We start from the raw sequence: 23,381 nt of genomic DNA on the forward strand, positions 1-23,381 counted from the left end.
GAAATCCTCCATAATAAAACCATGCTCGAACGGGCGAGACCATTGAAGGGATGGATGCAAGGATGCAAAAAAGAAGCTTAGGCAAGAGCGGGTTGGAAGTATCGGCGCTTGGGCTCGGGTGCATGGGCATGTCCGACTTCTACAGCGGCCGGGACGAAGACGAATCGCTGCGCACGATCGACCGTGCGCTGGAACTTGGCGTGACGTTCCTGGACACGGCGGATATGTACGGCGTCGGCCGGAATGAGGAACTGGTCGGCAAAGCGTTGAAGGGAAGGCGCGACCGGGTCGTGCTGGCGACCAAGTTCGGCAACGTGCGCGCCGCGGACGGCGCGATGCTCGGAATCAACGGCCGGCCCGAATACGTTCGATCGGCATGCGAGGCCAGCCTGCGCCGCCTTGGCGTCGAATATATCGACCTGTATTACCAGCACCGGGTCGATCCGAACACGCCGATCGAAGAGACGGTCGGCGCCATGGCCGATCTCGTGCGCGAAGGCAAAGTCCGCTACCTCGGGCTGTCGGAGGCCGGACCGGCTACGATTCGCCGCGCGGCCGCCGTGCATCCGATCTCCGCGCTTCAGACGGAATATTCGCTGTGGAGCCGCGACGTGGAGGACGAGATTCTGCCGCTCTGCCGCGAGCTGGGCATCGGATTCGTGCCGTATAGCCCGCTGGGCAGAGGGTTCTTGACCGGGCAGATCCGCAAGTTCGAGGACCTGGCCGAGGACGATTATCGCCGCCACTCTCCGCGGTTCCAGGGCGATAACTTCCAGAGGAATCTGGACCTTGTGGAGCGTGTCTCCGAGATCGCGGCCGAGAAGGGGTGCCGGCCGTCGCAGCTCGCCCTGGCCTGGCTGCTTGCGCAAGGAGACGACATCGCGCCGATCCCGGGAACGAAGCGCCAGGTCTATCTGGAAGAAAACGTCGGCGCTCTGGGGGTCGAGCTGACGCCGGAGGATTTGGCGCGCATCGACGAAGCGGCGCCCAAAGGCGCAGCCTCCGGCGAGCGTTACAACGAGGTGTCGATGCGGACGTTGAATTTGTAAACCTGCGCTGCGGAGGTTACCGCGGGAACGCAAAAAGGATCGGCGAGCGCCCCGAATGGGGCTTGCCGATCCTTTTTCTCTACGATAGCACAATTAACAAACAAAGCTTGTGGGACATGCGAGCCCCACCCAAATGGCTTAGCGGCACACTGTGCCGTTATTGGGCATTGGCAAAACCATGGACATGAGCCATGTACGTTAATTATGCTGTTGCAGTTTTTTTAGTACCGCTTGCGAACGGTACATATGTTGGCTCAAACGCCCGAATAAGCCATGAACCCGCCGTCGACGGGAACGACCGTGCCGGTTACGAATCCCGACGTCCGGTCGTCGACGAGCCACAGCAGCGTTCCGAGCAGATCCTCCGGCACCCCGAACCGCCGCATCGGCGTGTGGGTGATGATCTTGTTCGACCGCTCGGTCAGGCTGCCATCCTCGTTCTTCAGCAGCGCACGGTTCTGTTCCGTCAGGAAAAAGCCGGGCGCGATCGCATTGACGCGGATATTCGACTCGGCGAGATGAACGGCCAGCCATTGCGTCCAGTTATTGATCGCCGCCTTGGCCGCGCTGTAGGCGGGCACCTTCGTCATCGGCGAAGGGGCGCTCATCGAAGAGACGTTCAGAATGACGCCGCCGCGGCCGAGCATGTGGCGGGCGAACGCTTGCGTCGGAATGAGCGTGCCGACCAGGTTCAGATCGAGCACGTTCCGGAAGCCTTGGACGGCCAGGTTGAAGAAAGTGGTTACGCCTTCCTTGTCCAGATCCTCCGGCTGAAAAATCTCGTTGGTCGTATTCGCGCTCGGATGATTGCCGCCGGCGCCGTTCAGCAAAATATCGCACGGTCCGAGGGTTTCAAGGACGACGCGAGCGGCCTCCCGGACGCTGTCTTCGTTGGTCGCGTCGCATGCGACGGCCGTCGCCGTGCCTCCGGCAGCGACGATCTCTTCGGCGACAAGGGCGCCTTTCTCCACCGTCCGGTTCAAGATGGCGACATTGACGCCTTGCCGTCCGAGCTCCCGCGCCATCACGCGGCACAATACGCCGGAGCCGCCGGTGATGACGGCCGTTTTGCCCCGTAGGGAAGGATGAAGGGGCAAGCCGTTTCCTTCGATGCTGCTCACGAGCCCACCTTCTTTCCGCGAATGTCCTCGCCCGCAGCGAGCCGGCAGGCGTCCCACAGTCCCCATAAGTACATGATGCCGAGCGCGCGGTCGTACAGGCCGTAGCCCGGGCGGCAGCGCTCGTCCCAGATGTGCCGTCCGTGATCGGGACGGGCGTAGCCGTCGAACCCGATCTCATGGTAAGCGCGCACGATGCCGGCGATATCGACGGTTCCGTCTTCGGTCCGGTGCGACGTCTCGATGAAGTCGCCGTTCGGGAACACCTTGACGTTGCGAATGTGCGCGAACGGAATGCGGTCCTTGAACTCATGGATCATGGCGATAATATCGTTATCCGGATTGGCTCCGAAGGAGCCGCTGCACAGCGTAATGCCGTTGTACGGGCTGTCGTGCAGCTTCAGGAACCGGCGGAGATTCGCTTGGCCCGTGATGATGCGCGGCAGGCCGAACACGGGCCACGGCGGGTCGTCCGGGTGAATCGCCATCTTGATGCCGCACCTTGCGGCAACCGGGATGATCTCGTTCAGGAAGTAACCGAGGTGTTCCCACAGGCGATCTTCCGTAACGCCCCGGTAGGCCTCGAACAAAGCCTTCAGATGGGCGAGCCGCTCCGGTTCCCAGCCCGGCATCGTGAGCGCGGAGTTCTCGTTGATCCTGCGCACCAGCTCGAACGGGTCGATATCGGCGATTTTGCTTTTCTCGTAAAAAAGCGCCGTGGAGCCGTCGTCCGCCGCCTTGAACAGATCCGTCCGCAGCCAGTCGAACACGGGCATGAAGTTGTAGCAGATCACTTTGACGCCGACCTTGGCCAGCTTCTCGATCGTTCGCTTGTAGTTCTCGATGTAGCGGTCCCGCGTCGGCAGGCCCAGCTTGATGTCCTCGTGGACGTTGACGCTCTCGACCACGTCGATGTTCAGGCCCGCCGCGGCCGCTTGGTCGCGGACGGCCTCGATCTTCTCCATCGGCCATTCCTCGCCGGCCGGAACGTCGTGAAGCGACCAGACGATATCGGTGACGCCCGGAATTTGCCGAATTTGACGCAGGGTAACCGTGTCGTTCCCTTCGCCGAACCAACGAAAGCCCATTTTCATGCCGCCGAACTCACTCTCCCTGTTTGAAATATTGAGGATAGCTCTGCCTCAACTGCTCCATGTCGGAGATGCCGCGCCGCAGATGCTCGCGCATCGTCCGCTCCGCCTCGTCGGCGTCACGCTCCCGGATGGCCCGCGCCATCCGTTCGTGCTGCTCGTACAGGTGGTCCCACTCGTGGGCGGTGACGAGGCGCAGCAGGCGGCTCCGATTCAGATGAGCGTTCATCTGCTGGATGACCTGCCACGTGTTCCGCTTGCCGCAGCCTTCGAACAAAACGCGATGGAACGCCTCGTCCAGCCCGAACAGCTCCCGCTCGTCTTCGCGCTTCATGCTGGTTTTCTGCTCCAGAAGGTTGTCGTCAAGCGCTTTCAACGCTTCCGGAGGGAACTTCTCGCAGGCGAGTCTGACGACCGCAGCCTCGAGCTGTTCCCGCATGAAGCGGGCTTCCTCGACAAGCTCCGCGTCGATCAGGGAGACGAACGTGCCTCGCTGGGGCAGAACCTGCACGAGACCTTCCTGAGCCAGCCGAAGAAAGCTCTCGCGCACCGGCGTACGGCTTACTTGGAAGGCGAGAGCGGACTCCTGCTCGGACAGGGCGGCGCCCGGGGGCAGCTCCAGGCTCAGGATTTGCTCCCGCAGCCTCGCATAGACCAGATCGCGGGCGGAACCGCCGGACGGCTGTCGATGCGGGCGAACGTTAAACGTCATGGGTGCAGCCTCCTTTCCTCCATACTACCACACTTGTATGGTAGTATGGAAGTGAAAAGGCGGCTTATTCCAGCCGCGAATGCTGCTTGCGGTAGTCGGAAGGGGCCGCTCCGGTCCAACGTTTGAATTGACGGCTGAAGTGGGCAATGTCCCGATAGCCGAGAATGGCCGAGATCGTTTGAACCGTATAACGCGGGTCGGACAGCAGATGGCACGCTTCGTGAAGCATAAGCTCGGACCAGTAGGCCCGCGGGGACTGCCCGTACACTTCCCGAAAAATCCGGTTGCAGTAGGAGACGCTAATGCCGAGCGCGGCGGCGATCTCGCGGATGCCGTAAGGCTCTTCGCCGCTCTTGCCCTTGCGGAACGTCTGATTGGCCAGGCCCTGCAAGCGTCCTGCGATCTCATGCGCCAGTTCTACCTTGCCGTACGATTGCGGCGAGAGTTGGAGCGTCTCGGCGGAGACGGCGTCCCATAGCTGGGCCAACAGCTCGAACACGGTCGACTGCAACCGCATCCGGCCGGCGACGGACCGGGCGTTGGCCGCGGAATCGGGCTCCATCATCTTGCCGAGCGCCGGCCGGATCTTCCGGGCGATCGGGCTGGCGGCGGGGAAGAGCGTCTGCTCCATCCGGCCGAGCAGCGACAGGAACAGCCGGTCGTCCAGGTCGAAATGGATGCAGAAATATTCGAACGGCTGGCCGTCCCCGCTGCGGCTGGAATGCACGTCCCCCGGCCGGAGCAGCAGCAGGTCGCCGGCGCGCTGGTCGTATTCCATGCCGTTGACTCTCATCGTTTGATGACCTTCCAGTAAGTAATTGATCTCGTATTGCGGATGCTCGTGCGGCGGATACGACCAATCCCCGGCCACCTTGCGGCGGTGAATGCCGAATAGGTTCAGCGTCGTTTTGACGTCGGGGAACATCATCTCGTTCACGAAGGTTCCGGAACCGTGCAAAAAAGGCGATGCGTCCAAGTGTCCTTTCCCCTCTCCGGTCATGTGTCCCCAGTATAATCGATCAGGCACGCTTCGGGTAAGATTACGCCGGATTTGGATAGCGTCCCGTGAACATGGGAAAGGGACTGCCCTCTCGTAGGCGCAGTCCCTTTGGCGTTACCTGTGGCTGGTGCCGGTATGCGTCGCGGCGGTCGTACCCGAAGGCGAAGTTTCGGAAGCTTTCTTCAGAATGTAGCTCAGATCTTTCGCCAGCGTGTTCGACTCGGCGCGAATCTTGGACGGGGTGGACAGCATCCGGTTGACGCGGTCGATCGCTTCGACCGCACGGGTATCGGTCACGGTCAGCACGCGGGAGGTCGTGCCGCTGCGTCCTGCTGTCGCGGTGCCCGTTGTCGTTCCCATACCGGTCGTCGTCGTTCCGCTCATTCCATGGAAGCCCGTGCTATAGGAAGTCGCATGAGTGCCGTGTTTGGAGCCGACGATCGTTAGGTTGCCCAGCTGCAGAACGTGGTTATTCGTGACGCTGAGACCGTGAATATGGGTGTTGCTCAAGCTGCTCGTTCCCACGGTGCCGTTATAGCTCGATGCGGAAGAGCCGAAGCCGGTCGTTCCGGTCGTGCCGAATGGAACGCCCGTCCGGGAAGGAGTCGTACCGTAGGTACTGTACCCGCTTGTTCCCGTCATCCCGGTCGTATTGGAATACATGCCGGTTCCGGTTGTGCCGGTCGTCCCTGTCGTACCGTAGCCCGTCATGCCGTAGCCGGGCGTCGTGGTCGGTCCGGAATAGCGGGTAATTCCGTTCCCGTAGTAATTGTTCGTACGATACCCGTCATAATTGTTCGTACGATATCCGTCCGTTCCGAAATAGCCCGGATGACGGTAGCCCGGCGCATTCAGGATGCCGAGGCCGTTGCGATCCAAAGCGTTGGACCGGTACGTCGTGTGGCCGTCGATCACTCTGGCGGGATGGACGTTCTTGGTGGTTACACCGTTGTTGTGAGTGGTGCAGCCGGCAAACATGAGGGTAGACATCCCTAAAACGCAAGCGAGCGACAGCGTACCGAGCTTCAAGACGATTCCTCCCGTTAATGTTGTGGCCTTTGAGGGCCCGACGTTATTGTTCGCAGCGGCAACGGACCTAAACGAGTGAACTGCTGCACAAGCTGGTTCTTCGATGGGTTCGATCCGATCATTTCCCTGCGGCTCGCCGAAGAGAATCGTATTTCTTCAAATTAAATGCTTGACATGTTGGTCGCCCGCATGGTAAATTATATTTCGCTGACGCCGAAATGAATGGCGTTGCAAACCATTTGCGGTCGTGGCGGAATTGGCAGACGCGCTGGATTCAGGTTCCAGTGGGCTAACCCCCCGTGGAGGTTCGAGTCCTCTCGACCGCACCATCTATGAATGAACTGGCTCTTGAACTTGTCCTTGTGACGGTTCAGGAGCTTTTTGCATCATTGGAATTTGCAAAGTGCCGCTCATGACATGTGCCGACGAAATTGTGGAACTGTAATCCAGATGAGCATAAACGACTTGATATAATTCGGAAGTCAAACCGGAAAGTGGTGATGAATTTGAATAAGATCCCGCTAGATAAAGAAATAATACTCAATACAACAGAAGAAGTCATTCGCCGTTTCGGACCAGACAAAGCGAATATCACAGACGTGGCCAAATCATTAAAAGTTAGCCACGCTGCCATTTATAGATATTTTAACGGGAAAACAGCCCTTTGGAATGCTGTTACAGAACGCTGGCTTACAAAAATGAATGCCGCTCTAGAAGATATTTTAAAAGAAGATAATCCGGCTGATATTAAGCTTTTTCATTTACTCGATGAATTTGCGGAATCTAAACGCCGCAGTGCTATTCATGACCCGGAGATGTTTGCGAATTACATGAAACTGGCACACAGCTCGGTGGAAGTAATAAAAAAAAGCATAGAAGAAGGTATTAACCGTATCGAGAAGATTATCGTTCAAGGAATTTCGGAAGGCATATTTTTTACGGAATCTCCTCATCAAGCGGCAAGATCCGTATATCTTTCAACCGGTGTTTTTATCAACCCGAACTCCTTTGAAGATCCGAATCGAAAACAGAACATAAGGTCTGTTATAAATCTTCTGATAAGAGGACTTAAAAATCCTAATTGAATCGAGCAGGGATGGCGGTTAGCCTTCGTCTTTATGTCAACACCTTATTGGTGAGAAGGGACTTGGATTTTTTCTCAGCAATGCTTTTTTTTAGTGAAAAGTTACAAATGATAAATCTTGTAACTTATCAGCATAAAGTGATAATATTTATTCACAAGTTACAATACATGAAATAAGTAACTTGTATCATTGAATTTGAGGTTTAAAGGAGGATATTCTATGAGTAATTTTGTGACAGGGGCAAGCAGAGCGGTCCGGCTCGAGTCATTCGGCGGGCCTGAGGTCCTCAACGTCCGCGAGGTGCCCGTGCCGCAGGCCGGCTCGGGACAGATTCGCGTGCGCGTCACCGCGGCCGGGCTGAACCCGATGGACTGGTTCATGACCTCCGACGCAGACACCGCCGCTCGATTCGGCTTAAGCTTGCCGTCCGGGTTCGGAACCGACTATGCCGGGATCGTGGACCAAGCAGGTGAGGGCGTGACCGAGTTCGCGGCGGGCGACCGCGTGTTCGGCGGTGCCCTCTCCCGCGCGGTTGCTACCTACGTAATCGTAGATGTGGCAGGGACCATCGCGGCGGGCGGCGACGTTCACCGCACTCCCGACGGCGTCGACGACCGCACAGCGGCCGCTCTTACGATCGCGGGCTGCACGGCCTCCGCCGCCCTCGCCGTGGTCAATCCGGGCCCGGACGACACGGTGCTCATCGGCGGCGCCGGAGGCGGGGTCGGCGTGTTCGCCGTCCAACTCGCTCGACTCGCGGGCGCGCGAGTGATCGGAACAGGATCGGCGACCTCGGCCGCCGCCCTGCGTGCCCTCGGGGCCGAACCGGTCACCTATGGCGACGGCATGGTCGACCGGATCCGCGCTCTGGCTCCCGCAGGCGTCACTGCGGCGATCGATCTATACGGGACAGACACGGTGCAGGCTGCTCGAGACCTTGGTGTTCCCGACAAGCGCATCACCACCATCGCTGCGCTGGTGGAGGGGATCACGCCGGCAAACGGTGCCAACGCCGCCCCTTGCGCCATTGAAGAGATTGCACGCCTGGTCGCGACGGGCCAGCTCCAAGTGCCCATCGCAGCGACTTTCCCGATGGAGCAGATCCGCGCGGCGGTCGAGCTTCAAGCAGGCCGGCACGTGCACGGCAAGGTCGTCATTACCATCTAGTTCATTAATTTAGTTCGTCTGAACTTTCAAATTCATTTCTTTTTGACTGCGCTCCGCTAACAATTGCCGATGGTCAAAATCACAATTAATGTACATATTCATCAAGCTAATTTCGCATGAGTGAAAACATAAATACAAGAAGCAAACCGGGATGCGGTTTGCTTCTTGAACGTTGGACTCAACCTTATGATTCAGCAATTATTCGACAATCAGTGTACCCTTCATTTGGGTATGGCCAGATCCGCAAGGCACGGAACAATGGTATTCGAAAGAGCCGGCTTTGTCCGCTGTAAACTCCGCACTGCCGTTTCCGTTAATGGTTACGTTGTAATCCGGGATCGTAAAGCCATGGCCGCCGTCATCGCTTTGCAATGTGATGTTGACTTTATCGCCTTTTTTGACGTGGATTTCTTTCTGGTCGTATTCAAAGTCCTTGGCCATCAACTTGATCTCCACGGCCTGACCGGCAGTTGATGTCGGGCTTGGGGAGGCGACCTCGGGTACCGATGCGGATGCGGTAGACGCTTCTGCGGAAGATGCCGGCGATGCTTGTCCGCTTGTGCTCGTGCTATTGCCGCAAGCACTCAGTACGACCATCAAAGCTGCCAGAGCGGTCGTCAATAGGAACAGGTGTTTTTTCATATTATGAATTCTCTCCTTTTGATAAATCTTATGATAATGTCGAAATTTACTGTAACATCGAGATCTTTAAATTTTGTTAAACATTTATTAAACGAATAGTATTAAATTTAAGGCTTACAACAAAGGACGCTTTGAAGCCGGCAACTGTGCCTCCTTTGCACCTATTGAATGGCCTCCGGATACGGCGAGCAACATCCGCAGGGCTGGTAACAAAAAAAGCCGGACAGTCTGAGGTGATCAGATTGCCCGGCTTTTCAAGTCATCTTCCGATTCCTTGCTCTTCAATTCCTTTAGCTCAGTCCGGCTTTCGTCAAACCGAAGGCCGCATCGGCCGAACCGGGCACCGTCTTGAAGGCGATATTGATCCGGTTCCAGGCGTTGATCGACATGATCGAGAAGGTCAAGTCCGAAATTTCTTTCTCCGAGAACTGCTCGCGCGCTCGATTATAAATATCGTCCGGCACGCCGTGCTCGGGCAGCTTGGTCAGAATCTCCGTCCATGCCAGCGCAGCCCGTTCGCGCGGAAGAAAAAGCGTGGACTCCCTCCAGATCGGAAGATGGTAAAGGCGAAGCTCGCTCTCTCCGTGGATTTTGGCTTCCTTGACATGCATGTCAAGACAGAAGCCGCATCCGTTGATTTGCGAAGCGCGGATATGAACCAGATCGAGAGTTTTTTGCTCGACGGAGCTTCCCTTCTCGGCATTGCTGAATTCCATCATCTTTTTGAAGAGTTCAGGAGACTGCTGCATATAATGGATACGTTGCGACATTGTGATTACCTCACTTTTCTTTGAATTTTGGGCCTCATCCATATAACGAGACGGGGGTCTTTCCCGTGACATGCCGATCCGGCTTAATCGGCGATCGGCGTTTTGAGCCGTTGGCGGATGCTGCCCGCAATCCATAAGATCAACGGTACCGCGAGGTAGAGGAAAGGATAAAAAAGGCTGACCAGAAACAAGTTGTTCGGCATATCGGAAGTACGACTGTCGGAAATGCAATAAACCGCATAACCCAGCCAGATCAGCGTCGTGAGAAAAGCGACGAGCTTCCAATTTTTGATTCCGGTCCATTCGGATAATCCGTAGCTTAGAATGAACAAGCAGACCGAAAGTTTAATAAACGCGCCAAGCAGCCAAAGAGGAATAAAGAAAGCGTCGATATTCTGAATAAAATTGAGAATGGATACGAATTTGGTGAGAGAATAGATCGGAAAAACCAACTGCATGGCGAGATTGGGTCCGGTTACGAATAAAAGCACGAGGGTGCTGAGTACGCCCCAAAGCAGGGCAATCGTCGTCCCCCACAGAATCGTACGCGAGGCGTTCCGCTTGTTTTCGGCGAAAAAGAACAGCATCAGGATGATCGAAGGATCGATCATGTAGTTGTAGGAGTGAAAGGCGCCTTTTACAATACTTAACCACCCGGTGTCGGCATAAATGGGGAGTATTCTTTTGATATCCATATCTTGAGGATTCAGGATCAGCTGGATAAACAACATGAAGAGAAAGATGGGGCCGATAATCTCCGCGCAGCGGCTTACGGCCGTAATTCCGCCTTTGAGCACGGCGTAGGTTACCAGAAACATGACGCCTAACAGAATGACGATCATAGGCGTTTGATGGAGCATGACCAGGTTCTGGAATTCAACCAATCCTTTGAGGATGATGCTCATGTGCATGAACCAGAGCAGAAAGTAAACGACAACGACGATTTTGCCGATCACGGTACCCAGAAGATCCTTTATGAATCCCACCAACGTTTTATCCTTGTTTTGCATGCATACCTTTAGCATGATCCAGGTGACAGCCAGCATGAATCCTCCGCCAAGGAGAATCGAAATCCAGCAGTCCTGGCGCGATTGCGCTGCCGCCAAATGGGTCGGCAAGTAGGACAGCTCGACCAGAGAAGAGATGCTGACCAGCCAGAACATTTGGTATGCGCTTATTTTCACGGGTCGATGCCACTTCTTTCTTTAAGGTTTTAATTGTGCGCCGCTTGTTCCGCTAGATCTTAACTTGATATCCGCCTTGACGGTAACATTCAAGCTCTTGAACTTATCATCCCAGTCGTCCCTTTGCTTCTTCCACCAGTACGGATGCTTGCGATGAAGATGCTCTCCGATGCCGAATGCATCCGTTCCCCAGTTCCGGACTTTATCCATCGCCGCCTGCAAATCTTTCTGAAGCTGATCGTTTACATACCGCTCTGCCATCCTCTTGTTGTTTACTTCGGACATATCGAGCGAGGTCGTGTTTTCCAGGAGATAAGCTTGCGCCTTGACGGTCAAAACGACATGTTCGGGATTGCCGCCGGATCGAATTTGCCGCCGAAGATGGGTCAATCGGAAGGACAAGGCTCCTTTGCCGTCTTTCCAAGGGACGGTGAGTCCTTGGGACATCATTTTTCCCGACATCCATAGGACTCCGGAGCCTTCGGTTTCGTTCAGCGCCCCTTTGACTTTAAGCCGTTTGTTCAAGAAGGCATAACCGGACCACTGGGCAATCGGAGTCGTTATCTTCGAGCTCAGTTTGGCGTTTTGGATTTGAAGAGTCGGCAACAGCGGCCGGGTTCCTTCGGAGACGCTGTCGATAATGAATTGCCGGGTGGAGAAGCTTTTTAATCCGTTGACTTGCATTTCCTTATCCGCCGCGATGCTGGATAGATGCTCCATGGGGTGTCCCAGCGTGAGAAATTGTTTGGCGCTGCCTTTAATCATGACGGTTACGTCCCGCTCATTGTTCGCGGGGTCCCGGTTCAACTTGTCGAACAGCGCGCTTACGTCGTTCTTGTTGATGAAATCTTCGCTTATGGCGATCAGGATCCGGTGGCTGGTCATTAATTTGCGGGATAACTTCTTCTGAACCTTCTCGCTGGCTTCGAAGACATCTCTTCCGGTGGCCGACAGGACCACGAAGCCTTCCGAACTCTCGGACAGTCCGTCGAACGGACCGCTCTTCTGAGTGGGGATGACGATCTGATGGCCGACCTCGATCTGTCCGCCTTCCGCAGGATCTATGGACGTCCCCAGAACGAACGCCAGCTGATTCGGCTCCACGATATCCGTGCAGCTGGACAAGACCAGACTGAGGACGAGGGGGACGCTCCTTCTGAATAGAAGGCGAATCATCGCTTTCCGCCTCCCTTGCTCTTGCCTTTTTTGGCCCAGAAGGGATAGCGAATGACGACATCCTTAATCCGTTTGCCGTCGAACGGGGCCACCGGGCTCAAGTACGGCGTTCCGAAGGACTCCAGCATCACCAGATGGATCAGCAGGAAAATGATGCCGAACGTAAAACCGACGAAGCCGAGCAGGCCGCTGACGATCAGCAGAAGGTACCGGATCAACCGAAAGGGGAGCGTGGAGCTGTATCTTGGGATCGTATACGCCGCCACGCCGGTCAACGAAATGACGATGATGATCGGGGTGGAGATCAATCCTGCCTCGACGGCGGCTTGCCCGATCACGAGCGCGCCGATGATGCTGACGACAGGGCCCAATTGATTGGGAAGATGGACTCCCGCTTCTTGCAGTCCGTCAAAAATGAACATCATGAGAAATAATTCGATGACGGTCGGGAAAGGCGAGCTTTCTCTCGCCGTCGCAATGTTGATCATGAGGCTGCTCGGGATCATATCCGGATGAAAGGTGGAAAGCGCCACATAGATGGCGGGCAGCGCAAGCGAAACAAAGGTCAGGGTATAGCGAATCAACCGGGTCAGAATAATGAAGACGAACCGCTCGAAGTAGTCGTCCGCCGATTGAAGACCCGACCAGAACGTAACGGGAAGAATGAGGGCAAACGGGGTTCCGTTGGTGATCAGAACGACCTTTCCCTCCAATAACGAAACGGCTGCGATATCCGGACGCTCGGTGTTCTGGATCTGCGGAAAAATGGAGAACGAGCTGTTCTCGATCCATTCTTCGATATAGGAGGAGTCGATGATGCCGTCCGCTTCGATCCGGCCGAGCTTCTCCCGCACTTCCGCCAGCACTTTCTCGCTTGCAAGCCCTCGTATGTAAGCAAGAACGACCTCGGTCTGCGTATACCTGCCGATCGTGAAGGATTCCATCTTCAGATCGGGGTGAACGATTCTTCGTCTGATCATCGAGGTGTTGGTGCGAATATTCTCGACGAAGCCTTCCTTGGAGCCGCGCAAGGTCGACTCCTTCTTCGGCTCCTGAACGCTTCTCGTCTCGAAGTCTTGGACCTGTGCGATAAGAGAGGAGGCCATCCCGTCGACCAGAAGAGCCAAGCTGCCTTTCAGGATATGCTGAATCAATCCTTCCAGGGTTTGCTCCGTTTTTACATTCGTCAACGGCAGCCACTCGCGGCCGAGCATCTCGGCAAGCGACCGGATCCGGTCGATGCCTTGCGGCAATCCATTGTTGATGAGGGGCCTCAGCACGTTGTCCTCGATGCTTTGCAATCGAATCATTCCATCGATATAAAGGAGCAAAAGCTTGCTTCCGTCATTTAGAATATAAGTACGCATCACGATGTCGGAACATGGATCGAATTGTTCTTTGAGATAGGCCTCATTTTCTTCCAGATTGCCGCTTATGAAACTCACGAACCATCACTCCGAAGACAGGATTCCGCTCATTTGGCTATTATGGTCAAAGGGAAATAAGCATAAACGAAGATCGTTCGTATACCCGCGTCACAAATCGGATGCTTGCGTCGTTTTATGATTAGGGACAATAGCGGGCATTGCCAAACCAACAGAGAGCAAGGACGGGTATTAAGAATGGAAGAACTGCGTGCACGGGAGCTATACAAGCAGTATAAAGGGCTGTTATTCAAGCTTGCTTACCAATTGACCGGATCGGTTACCGATGCGGAGGACGCCGTTCAAGACGTTTTTCTGAAAATCTATGACGTACCGCCGGAGCGTTTGGCGAATCCCAAAGCCTATCTATGCAAAATGGTCACGAATCGCTGCCGGGATTTAAACAAAGCGGCCCGCAAGAAACGGGAGGAATACTTCGGAGAGTGGCTGCCGGAGCCGTACCTCGCTTCGGACGAGGATTCGATGGATGAGGTCGTTCGCGACGATCTCTTGTCGTATGCCATGCTCGTGCTGCTGGAACGCTTGTCGCTGGCGGAACGGATCGTATTCGTTCTGCGCGAGGCCCTCGGCTTCGATTACGGGGAGATTGCCCGGCTCACGGATAAAAGCGAAGCCGGCTGCCGGAAGCTGTTCAGTCGCGCGAGCGCAAAAATGGGACTCGACCAGGAGGCGCCCCTTGTTCGGGAAGGAGCGGGCCGGGAGTGGGTTCAAGATTTTTTGGCCGCGCTGAAGCAAGGCGATATGGATCGAATCCTGTCCATGCTTGATCAGGACGTCGTTCTGGTCTCCGATGGAGGGGGCAAAGTCCAGGCTGCCGTCAAACCGATTCAAACGAAGGACCTCGTCGCGCGGTTTCTTCTCGGTCCGATTCGCAAAGCGGCTACGATCGAGGGAGAAGTGGTCGTGGAGATGGCGCGGCTGAACGGCCAGTATGGCATGATTCTCCGTTCCGGCGAAGGTATTCTTACCGTGGGAATGCTTCATGTCCAGGATCATTTCATCCAAAATATCTATATTGTACGGAACCCTGATAAACTGACACGCTTCAGGAAGTAGCGGATGCGGGGTATGAAAGTACCCCGCAGATGAGGGCCGCGTCTTGCCAACGGGAAAATAATCGTCTATTATAGATATCGAGGATCTTTAATAGAAATAATGAAAAATTCCGGAGGTGCGAGGATGCAGGAACAACTGCTCGATGTGGCGATTGTCGGAGGCGGGCCGGCGGGCTTGAACGCCGCCCTGGTGCTGGGAAGGGCCAGAAAAAACGTTGCAGTCATCGACGAAGGACGGCCGCGAAACGCGGTGACCCGAGAGTCGCACGGCTTTCTTACCCGGGACGGAATCAGCCCGAGCGAATTTCGGCGGGTGGCGAAGGAACAGATCGCTGCCTATCCTTCCGTCTCCTTCGTAGCGGATACGGCGGTATCGGTCGCAGGCGCGGACGGACATTTCCAAATCACGACCGCGACAGGACAAAGCTTCGCAAGCCGCAAGCTGCTGTTCGCCGTAGGAATGAAAGATCAGCCTCTGAACATTCCCGGGCTGACGGAAGTTTACGGGAAGAGCGCGTTCGTCTGCCCGTATTGCGACGGCTGGGAGCTGCGGGATCAGCCCCTTGCCGTGATCAACAGAGGAGCGGAAGTCATGCACTTCGCGGCGTTGATATCGGGATGGACGGATCGCTTCACGATCTGTACGAACGGCCCCGATGAGCTGACGGAAGAGCAGCGCGAGGAGCTTCGGCGGCACCGGGTTCCCTTGTACGACGCGCCGATCCGTTCCATCGTCTCGAACGAAGGGATCGTGCGGCAAGTCGTTCTCGAAGACGGGACGGCCGTTTCGTGCTCGGGGATCTTTTTTAAACCGGAATTGGCGATCGGTTCCGAGCTGCCCCGGGCTCTGGGATGCAAATTGACGGAGCTCGGTTCGGTTGAAGCCGATATGTTGGGAAAAACGAATGTACCGGGCGTATACAGCGCCGGGGATGCGGCGTCGCGGATGCATCAAGTCGTCGCCGCCGCCTCGATGGGCGCTCTTGCCGCCGCGGCCATGAACAACGAACTGAATGTGGAAGCTTGGAGCCGTAATGGCTGAAGCGTGGAGGATGAGTGAAAAAGCAATTCCCGATCGATCGGGAATTGCTTTTTTATTTAGGGGAAGCTTCCGCTTTTTCTAGCTTTTTCTTCGAATTGGAAAGAAAAACGAGAAATGAGCAGATCGTTTTTTCAGAATTTTCCCATTTCAGCAGTGGGACCATCCAACGGCGGGTGCGATACTTTTGCATGAAAGGGGGTGGAACGCACCGGGCAAGAAAGCTTCCGATTCATTCGCTGATTGATCGGGAAGGACGAACGGAACCGAATCGAACGAAAGGGAGGTTTACTCATGTTGTTCTCATTCATGAATACGCTTGCAAAGTCGGCGCTATGCGCATTGCTGTTGGGAGCGTCGGCGGGAATCGTCGTCGCGGGCGGGACGCGCGCAAGCGCCGAGGAGCCACCGTCATCGCTGACTCCGATCCACGATACGTTCGACGACGGGCAGCTTCCCCAAGGCTGGGTCGTGAAGCCGCCGGCCGGGGAACCGGAGACGACGGCAACCGTGACGGACGGAAAGCTCCATGTCGCGAACGCGGGAACCGGCAAGCAGGTGACGATCAGCAGAATGGTCAATTCCGAGGCGTTGGCCGGCAAAGTGCTGTTCCAATACGACCTCGACGTCGTCAAAAATTCCCGTTACAGCATCTGTATGCCCGCGCTGTTCAGCGACTCCTCGAACTTCGTATCGGCGTCGCAAGTGCTCATGGCGGAGGACACGATTACCGTAAGCTCCGGCTCGGGCGACCAGACCGCTCCGTTCCGAACTCAGGAAGGCCATGACTACACGATTCAATACGTGCTGGATTACGACGCCAAGACGTTCGATCTTCTGATCACCGACAACACGGACGGATCCGTATTCGGAAAAACCGGCTTGAGCTTCAAGAGCGCGGCGGCCGACAAGCTGGAGAAGCTGGATTTCTGGATCGGCTCGAAAGCCGGCTACCCCGGCGAATACGATATCGACAACGTTACGCTCAAGCCGTATACGGCCGGCGGCGAAGTGCCGATCGACGATCTAGCGGACGTGAAAGCCAAAATCGGGAACGCGGCGGTCTTCTCGGTAGGAAGCCCGATCGTCTACCTCGACGGGGAGCGGACCGTGCTTGAGGATGCGCAGGACATTCCCGCGAGCGTCGGCGGAGAGATATCCTTGCCGAAGGCCTATGCCACCGGACAAGCCGGCGCGTCCGGAATGATCTCCGCGGCGGATCTGCAGGCCATGGGCAAAACCGTGTTCGACGACGGCAGCGGCCTCGTGTCCGTCAGCGACGCGCCGATCTTCGACGCAACCGCGGACGCGGCGCTGCTCGCGCGCCTGTCCGCCCTGTTCGGATTGTTCGTGTCGCCCGAGGGCGGCGGCAGCGGGAACGGAACGTTCGCTTCGCCGTTTCATTCGATCGAACAGGCCAGGGACAAGATTCGCGATATGAAAGCCGACAAGGGGCTGCCCGTCGATGGCATGACGGTATTTCTGCGCGGCGGGGATTACCGCCGGACGACTTCGGTATCGTTCGACGCCAGGGATTCCGGAACGTCCTCCTCTCCCATCGTCTATACGTCATACCCGAGCGAACAGGCGCACCTGACGGGTTCCGCCGATCTGGCGGGGGCCGAGCCGCAGCCGGTTACCGACCCCGCCATCCTGGGCCGAATTCCGGAGCAGGCTCGCGATCAGGTGGTCCAGATCGATCTGAAGCAGCTTGGCATAACGGATTACGGCCAGATTACGCCCACGAATCCTTTTACGTCGGGCACGTACTCGCCGCCCGAGCTGTTCGTGGACGGGGAACGCCAGACGCTGGCCCGCTGGCCGAACGAAGGCGACTTCGCGCTCACCGGGGCGATCGTGAGCAAGGACGACAAGACCACGACGTTCCAATTCCCGGACGACCGGCTGCAGCGCTGGAGCCAAGCGACCGATGTCTGGTTCCAGGGCTTCTGGACGTGGGACTGGTACGACGACAGCCTCCAGCTGCTGTCCCGCGATACGGACAATAGGACAGTCACGGTCAACAATCCGAGCTATGGCGTATCGAGCGGCAAGCGGTTCTACGCCTTCAACCTGCTTGAAGAGCTTGACGAGACGGGAGAATGGTACCTCGATCGCGCGACGGGCATTTTGTATTACGATCCGCCGTACGGACTCGACGGAGCCGGAATGCGCCTGTCGCTGACGACCGCGCCGCTCCTCTCGCTCAACAATACGAGCAATGTCTCCTTCGAGCGGTTGACCTTGGAGGAGAGCCGCGGTACCGGCATCCTGATGAATCATACGGATCACGTGAGGATCGCGGGTTCGACGCTGCGCAATCTCGGCCAGCAGGGCGTCGTCGTCAGCGGCGCCGCCGACAGCGGCGTGCTGAGCTCGGACATTCACGACATCGGCAAGGGCGGCGTCCAACTGGACGGCGGAGACATGCAGACGCTCACGTACGGCAACGACTACGTGAAGAACAGCAACCTTTACCGGACGAGCGAGCTGATTCGCACCAACATCCAGCCCGTGAAAGTGACCGGGGTCGGGAACGTCGTGAGCAACAACCTTTTTCACGACATCCCGCACCAAGCGATCGGTTATGAAGGAAACGAGCACGTATTCGAGAACAACGAAGTTTACAACGTCCTGAAGGAGACCGGGGACGCCGGCGCTTTCTACACGTACGGTTCCTGGTCGTATTACAACGATACGATTCGCAACAACGTGTTCCACGATATCGCCGGACCGGGAACGGACGATACGTATTCGGTTTATCTGGACGGCTACACGTCCGGGCAGAACGTGCTCGGCAATCTGTTCTACAACGTGTCGAAGCCGATCCTGGTCAACGGCGGGCGCGACAACAAGGTTAAGAACAACGTCATTCTCAACAGCAAGCAGTCCATACTCGGCAACGATTATTCGGACGACAACGCCGATCTGTCCACGCTGCTCCCGTATCAAAGGCTGATGCAGGTGCCTTACAACACGGGCATCTGGGCGGAGAAGTATCCGCTGCTGGCCGGGATCCTGGACGACAATCCGACGTATCCGAAATACAACGTCGTGACGGACAACTATATTTACGGCAGTCCGGCTCCGGCGATCCACGACAAGATCGTACAATACGGAACGGTCGAAAAGAATACGGTCGAACAGCAGGCGCCGGCGTTCTCCGATCTGAGCGATCTGGACGGCTTGCACGGCCTGCAGACGTCGGCCATGGGCATCCGGCCGGATTCCTTCCGGCAGGAGTTCAAGCCGGTGAACGATTTCCGATTGTTCTATCCGCGGAACGGGGCGTCGGACGTTCAGGTCAATACCGGCAAGCTGATCTGGGGCCGCGCGGACGGAGCGGACGAATACCGGGTCATCGTCGCGACCGATCCGGAGCTGCAGAACGTCGTGATCGACAAGACGGTCATGGCTACGAAGCTGGCCGTACCGGAGCTTGAATACGGCGGCAAGACGTATTACTGGAAAGTCGAGGCCCGATCGGGGTCCGCGACCTACCGGGGCTCGAAGTGGGATCGGGACGGCGTTTTCTCGTTCGCGACCAGCGAGAAGGAAACCGTCGACACGGCCAATCTCGAGAAAGCGATCCAGAAGGCTCAGAACGTATACGATTCCTCGGAGGAAGGCGCCGCGCCGGGACAATACGCGAGCGGTTCCAAAGTGGAATTGCAGCAGGCAATCGGAGAGGCGACGGATTTGACGAACAATCCCGACGCGACGCAGAGCGCGATTGACGCGGAGACGGCAGCTCTCGAACAGGCCGTCGCGGCGTTCGGAGCCAAACGGAACGTGCAGATTCTGACGCTTGGCGGCTTGATCGGCGATACGGCGAAGTGGGTGACCCCCGATCGAACGGCGCTGTCTCTGTCCGACGACGGCAGGGAGATGACGTTCCATTCCGCGTCGGGCAATGCGATCGTCGCCGGCACTAAAGATCCCGTGCACAACTACCAGCTGCTCAAGTTCAATGCGACGTTGAACCTGCAGACCGGCTGGCAAGGGTTCGGCATCCGGGCCTCAGCGCCGGACGCCGTCGCCTGGTCGGGCACCTCGTATCTGATCGTCGTCAGCGGCACGGCGATCGAGCTGCACCGGTTCGGCGCCCATAACGAGACGATCAGCATGATTCCGAACACGTATCTCGAAAGCGGCCGATCGTACGACATCGAGTTCGGAGCGGTGGACACGCCGGTTGGCGTCAGGGTGCTGATGCGGGTTGACGGGCAGGATGTGGTCGACTATCTGGATCACGAATACGCGATTACGGGAGAAGGCAGCTTCGTCCTGTACGACGCGGGCCAGACGGGAATTACGGTCGGCGCGGTCGACCTGCCCGTTCCTTCCTGGGCGGAAGGAAGCGAGCTCGCGGCAAGCGACGTGAAGCCGAACGAGGTGCAGCTGAGCTGGCCGGCCGCGGCGAACGGCGGGGACGTCGCCGCCTATCGCATCCGGAACGGCGATTCGGTCGTCGCCACGGTGAGCGGCAGCGAGAACGGCTACCTCGTAACCGGATTGGCGCCCGGGACCGAGTACACGTTCAAGGTCGAGGCGGCGAACGCGGCGGGGCAATGGAGTCCGAGCGGGCTGAGCTTGACGGTGGAGACCGCCGCTTCCGGCTGCGAAACTTGCGAGCCGCCGGCCAAGCCGGTGCTGTCGAGCGACAACGGCTATGACACCGGGCTTCAGGACGGCAGCTATACGGTCACCATGAACCTGTGGTGGGGAACCAACGGCTCTACGTACAAGCTGTATGAGAACGGCGTTCTTATCGATACGCAGACGTTGAACGAGAATTCGCCGAACGCCCAGACCGCCTCGACGGCCATCTCGGGCAAACCGAACGGAACGTATACGTATACGTGCGAAATCGCCAACAGCGGAGGCGCGACGTCCTGCGATCCGATCGCCGTGAAGGTCACGGACGCGAATCCGGGCAAGCCGGTTCTGTCCGACGACAACTGGGACGGGAACGGCGATTACCGCATCACGGCCAATCTGTGGTGGGGAACGAACGCCACGTTCTTCAAGCTTTACGAGAATGGCGAACTGATCTCCGAACAGCCGCTGGAGGCCCGCACGCCCGGCGCGCAGACGGCGTCGGCGGACGTGCGGGGGAAGCAGCCCGGAACGTACACGTACGAATGCGAATGGATCAATGATGCGGGCGTGACGAAGAGCGATACGCTCGTCGTGCAAGTAACGCGCTGACGGACAAATTTACAGGCGGGGCGAGCCGGAAGCTTGCCCCGCTTTTCTCCGTATATGGGAACGATAACCGTATAGTCAAGCCGACAGGCATCATATGTGGCAAAAAGCGATGGGAGGGGGTACCGCGTGAACGTCCAAGAGATTGCTGCCAGTAGAGAACATCGGCCGATTCCGTATCCGGAAGGCTGTTGGATAGCCCGGCAAGCGTGGGAGAACGTGCTGTTCCTTCACTGGCCGGTCCGCGAAGCCGACATCGCCCCGTTCGTTCCGGCGCCTCTGCAGCTGGACCGGCTGGAAGGCCGGCCCTGGCTCTCCGTTCTGCCTTTCCGGGTGACCGGCATGGGGCTGCGGGGGCTGCCTCCGATTCCGTACGCCGGTCGCTTCCTCGAACTGAACGTGCGGACTTACGTCACTTACAAGGGCGTACCCGGCGTCTGCTTCCTCAGCCTGGATGCTACGAACCGCTTGGCGGTGGAAGTCGCCAGACGGTTGCATCTGCCTTATCTGAAGGCACGCATGTCCATATCGGAGGAACATGGCCGGATTCGCTACCGCTGCGAGAGAACGGACCGGAGGCAACCGTCCGCCGAATTCGCGGGGACTTGCAGGATCGGCGAGGATGCCGCATTCTTGGCGGAGCCGGGAACCGATCTGCACTGGCTGACGGAGAGATACCGGATGTACACCGCAAGCAGGAAAGGAAAACCTCTTGCCGCGGACATCCATCACGGACCGTGGGCGCTGCGGCGTCCGGAGGCGGAGATCGAGCGGAACACGATGGCCGCCTGCGGCGGAATCCGCTTGCCGGGAGCCCCGTCTTGGATGACGTACACCGAGCGGATGGAAGTTCTGATCTGGCCGATCCGGCCTGTCTGACGGGAGAGAAAAGCAATTGACGCTTGACAAGACACTTAAAGGAGTCTTATTGTTGTTTCAAACATGGAATAGCAGATAGGGTCGAGGAAAGAGGGGGATGCCGGGATGAGCGCGCAAGCTCCCGTTCGGGACGTTTATGAAGCCGTTGCCGACCCGACTCGACGCGAGCTGATTCGTCTGTTGGCGGTCTCGGGCGAGACTCCGCTGCATAAGCTGACGATTCGGTTCCCGATGGGCCGAACGGCCGTATCCAAGCATTTGACCATCCTGAAGGAAGCCGATCTCGTGATCGACCGGAAGGTCGGGCGGGAGACGCGCTTCCGGCTGAACGCCGAGCCGCTTCGGGAAATTCAGGACTGGTTGTCTTTTTACGAGCGATTCTGGAAGGAAAACGTCTCCAGGCTGCAGCAATTGCTGGACGATGACGATTTGTAAATTCCGAAGTCAAGTCGTCTAAGCCGGACGGCCCGGCCGGTGCACGTGAACGAAGGCGTTCCGCGCGATGTGCGGGACGCTTTTTTAACATTAAAGAAAGTATAAAAGCTTCCCAAGAGGCTGTTGCAGTCCCATGGCGGGCTGAACGGATGCCGATAGCCGAAAAAATCGGCTAACATGGCCTCTGGGCATTCGTTACGCGTTCAGCCCGCTGCCCGATACGGATATGGCCAGCGCATTCGTGTATTTCTTCCATGGCCCCGCAAAGTACCTAAGAAAGCCTCGAAGCTAAGCCCCGCTTGGGGTTATTTTGGTCCATGAATTTACATTTATCTCTTGTTTTTAGTACAATCTTCATAGGTTTCAGGTATGTAACCATTGGGGGAGTGTCTTTCATGAAGTTGGAGAGCCTGCTGGAGACGGCGGAATTTTTCCGCCAAATGATCGAGTATTACGAGCCATGCACGCTGGTGATCGCGGACACGGAACAGTTCCTGTACGTTCACGACGCGCTCGGCTTGAATATGCGCGTGGGCGACAAGCTGACGCCCGGCTCGGTAACCCACACGACGCTGACGCGGAACGAGACGATTGTCCGGACGGTCGACGCCGGCAGCTCCGTCTATGCTAAGCTGGGGTATATGGCGGTCTGCATTCCCGTGCAGGGCGAGAACGGAGACCCGGTCGGCGTCATCTCCTGGGGAATCTCCACCAACCGGCTGAGGCTGGCTTCCATGTCGGAAGAGTTGACGGCCGTCTCCGAGGAGCTGTACGCTTCCTCCGAGGAATTCGCAGGCCATGCGGGCAGCTTGCTGGAGGCCAACCGAGCGTTGACGGATCTGACGGAGAAGCTGGCCGCGCAGATGAACCTGATCGAGAGGATCTCTTCCGTCATCTCGAACGTCTCCTCGCAGTCCCAACTGCTGGGGCTGAACGCCTCCATCGAGGCGGCGCACGCCGGCGAGCACGGCAGGGGCTTCTCCATCGTGGCGACGGAAATCCGCAAGCTGGCCGAGGAATCCAAAGCTTCCGTCGCCGAGATCAAGGAGCAAGTGGCGGAAGTCAAGAAATATATGAGCGTGCTGCTCACCCAAGCCGAGAGCCTGGGCCATATTTCCGAGGAGCAAGCGAACGGAGCCGAGCAGATGGCCTCCGGAATCGAGAAGGTCACCGGCTTGGCCGCTTCGCTTAGCGAATTGGCTCATCATTGATTCCGGGAATCGTTCGAATCGGCTGTCATAGTCACGAGGCGATGCGGCAACATCCACCGACCGGTGGATGTTGTCTTTTTGTTACG

At 57.2% G+C, this 23,381-nt stretch carries 19 protein-coding genes and 1 tRNA gene; 10 read left to right on the plus strand and 10 right to left on the minus strand.

Annotation, left to right across the window (positions count from 1 at the left end; genetic code table 11):
• The first annotated feature begins 62 nt into the window (after positions 1–62).
• Positions 63–1,049 carry an aldo/keto reductase gene (locus tag H7C18_RS01080; protein WP_185127152.1) on the plus strand — a complete coding sequence of 329 codons (987 nt, stop codon included), beginning with the start codon at positions 63–65 and terminating at the stop codon, positions 1,047–1,049.
• Between the two features lie 254 nt (positions 1,050–1,303).
• On the opposite strand, the gene H7C18_RS01085 is transcribed toward H7C18_RS01080, so the two are convergent.
• The 5 genes from H7C18_RS01085 to H7C18_RS01105 form a co-directional block, all read right to left on the minus strand.
• Positions 1,304–2,170, minus strand: coding sequence for an SDR family oxidoreductase (locus H7C18_RS01085; protein ID WP_337912653.1), 867 nt, complete (start codon positions 2,168–2,170; stop codon positions 1,304–1,306).
• Entirely contained in the window at positions 2,167–3,261 is a 1,095-nt protein-coding gene (gene uxuA / locus H7C18_RS01090; protein WP_185127154.1) for a mannonate dehydratase, read from the minus strand. The genes H7C18_RS01085 and uxuA overlap by 4 nt, the downstream gene beginning before the upstream one ends.
• A gap of 10 nt (positions 3,262–3,271) precedes the next feature.
• Positions 3,272–3,970 carry a GntR family transcriptional regulator gene (locus H7C18_RS01095; protein WP_185127155.1) on the minus strand — a complete coding sequence of 233 codons (699 nt, stop codon included), beginning with the start codon at positions 3,968–3,970 and terminating at the stop codon, positions 3,272–3,274.
• 64 nt (positions 3,971–4,034) lie between these two features.
• Complete coding sequence (locus tag H7C18_RS01100; RefSeq protein WP_238357395.1) at positions 4,035–4,898, minus strand: AraC family transcriptional regulator; 864 nt, start codon at positions 4,896–4,898, stop codon at positions 4,035–4,037.
• Between the two features lie 186 nt (positions 4,899–5,084).
• Entirely contained in the window at positions 5,085–5,999 is a 915-nt protein-coding gene (locus H7C18_RS01105) for a hypothetical protein (protein ID WP_185127156.1), read from the minus strand.
• A gap of 241 nt (positions 6,000–6,240) precedes the next feature.
• Between H7C18_RS01105 and H7C18_RS01110 the strand changes: the two genes are divergently transcribed.
• The 3 genes from H7C18_RS01110 (at position 6,241) to H7C18_RS01120 (ending at position 8,251) form a co-directional block, all read left to right on the plus strand.
• Positions 6,241–6,328 (plus strand) — tRNA-Leu (locus H7C18_RS01110).
• 171 nt (positions 6,329–6,499) lie between these two features.
• Complete coding sequence (locus tag H7C18_RS01115) at positions 6,500–7,084, plus strand: TetR/AcrR family transcriptional regulator (RefSeq protein ID WP_185127157.1); 585 nt, start codon at positions 6,500–6,502, stop codon at positions 7,082–7,084.
• 219 nt (positions 7,085–7,303) lie between these two features.
• The gene (locus H7C18_RS01120; protein WP_185127158.1) at positions 7,304–8,251 is read left to right on the plus strand and encodes an NADP-dependent oxidoreductase; all 948 of its coding nucleotides are present in this window, start codon (positions 7,304–7,306) and stop codon (positions 8,249–8,251) included.
• A gap of 198 nt (positions 8,252–8,449) precedes the next feature.
• Here the strand turns inward: H7C18_RS01120 and H7C18_RS01125 are convergent, their stop codons facing one another.
• From H7C18_RS01125 to H7C18_RS01145, 5 genes are all read right to left on the minus strand, one after another.
• Positions 8,450–8,893 carry a cupredoxin domain-containing protein gene (locus H7C18_RS01125; protein WP_185127159.1) on the minus strand — a complete coding sequence of 148 codons (444 nt, stop codon included), beginning with the start codon at positions 8,891–8,893 and terminating at the stop codon, positions 8,450–8,452.
• A 290-nt stretch (positions 8,894–9,183) separates the two neighbouring features.
• Positions 9,184–9,663 (minus strand): carboxymuconolactone decarboxylase family protein, encoded by a 480-nt coding sequence (locus tag H7C18_RS01130; RefSeq protein ID WP_185127160.1) that lies wholly within the window; start codon positions 9,661–9,663, stop codon positions 9,184–9,186.
• Between the two features lie 83 nt (positions 9,664–9,746).
• Complete coding sequence (locus H7C18_RS01135; RefSeq protein ID WP_185127161.1) at positions 9,747–10,847, minus strand: endospore germination permease; 1,101 nt, start codon at positions 10,845–10,847, stop codon at positions 9,747–9,749.
• Positions 10,848–10,868: 21 nt separating this feature from the next.
• Positions 10,869–12,023: a Ger(x)C family spore germination protein gene (locus H7C18_RS01140; RefSeq protein WP_185127162.1), complete on the minus strand. Its 1,155-nt coding sequence runs from the start codon at positions 12,021–12,023 to the stop codon at positions 10,869–10,871.
• Entirely contained in the window at positions 12,020–13,468 is a 1,449-nt protein-coding gene (locus H7C18_RS01145; protein ID WP_337912657.1) for a spore germination protein, read from the minus strand. Before H7C18_RS01145 ends, H7C18_RS01140 begins: the two co-directional genes overlap by 4 nt.
• A 177-nt stretch (positions 13,469–13,645) precedes the next feature.
• On the opposite strand from H7C18_RS01145, the gene sigJ reads away from it, so the two are divergent.
• The 6 genes from sigJ (at position 13,646) to H7C18_RS01175 (ending at position 23,295) form a co-directional block, all read left to right on the plus strand.
• Positions 13,646–14,524, plus strand: a complete 879-nt coding sequence (sigJ, locus tag H7C18_RS01150) for an RNA polymerase sigma factor SigJ (protein ID WP_185127163.1) — start codon at positions 13,646–13,648, stop codon at positions 14,522–14,524.
• A 123-nt stretch (positions 14,525–14,647) separates the two neighbouring features.
• On the plus strand, positions 14,648–15,565 hold the full coding sequence (locus H7C18_RS01155; RefSeq protein ID WP_185127164.1) for an NAD(P)/FAD-dependent oxidoreductase: 918 nt from the start codon (positions 14,648–14,650) through the stop codon (positions 15,563–15,565).
• 291 nt (positions 15,566–15,856) lie between these two features.
• Entirely contained in the window at positions 15,857–20,773 is a 4,917-nt protein-coding gene (locus H7C18_RS01160; protein WP_185127165.1) for a right-handed parallel beta-helix repeat-containing protein, read from the plus strand.
• Positions 20,774–20,899: 126 nt separating this feature from the next.
• Positions 20,900–21,649, plus strand: a complete 750-nt coding sequence (locus H7C18_RS01165) for a DUF2071 domain-containing protein (RefSeq protein ID WP_185127166.1) — start codon at positions 20,900–20,902, stop codon at positions 21,647–21,649.
• A gap of 105 nt (positions 21,650–21,754) precedes the next feature.
• Positions 21,755–22,084, plus strand: coding sequence for an ArsR/SmtB family transcription factor (locus H7C18_RS01170; protein ID WP_185127167.1), 330 nt, complete (start codon positions 21,755–21,757; stop codon positions 22,082–22,084).
• 395 nt (positions 22,085–22,479) lie between these two features.
• Entirely contained in the window at positions 22,480–23,295 is an 816-nt protein-coding gene (locus H7C18_RS01175) for a methyl-accepting chemotaxis protein (protein ID WP_185127168.1), read from the plus strand.
• Positions 23,296–23,381 lie beyond the last annotated feature (86 nt).

Source organism: Cohnella zeiphila, from assembly GCF_014212055.1.
GTDB lineage: Bacteria > Bacillota > Bacilli > Paenibacillales > Paenibacillaceae > Cohnella > Cohnella zeiphila.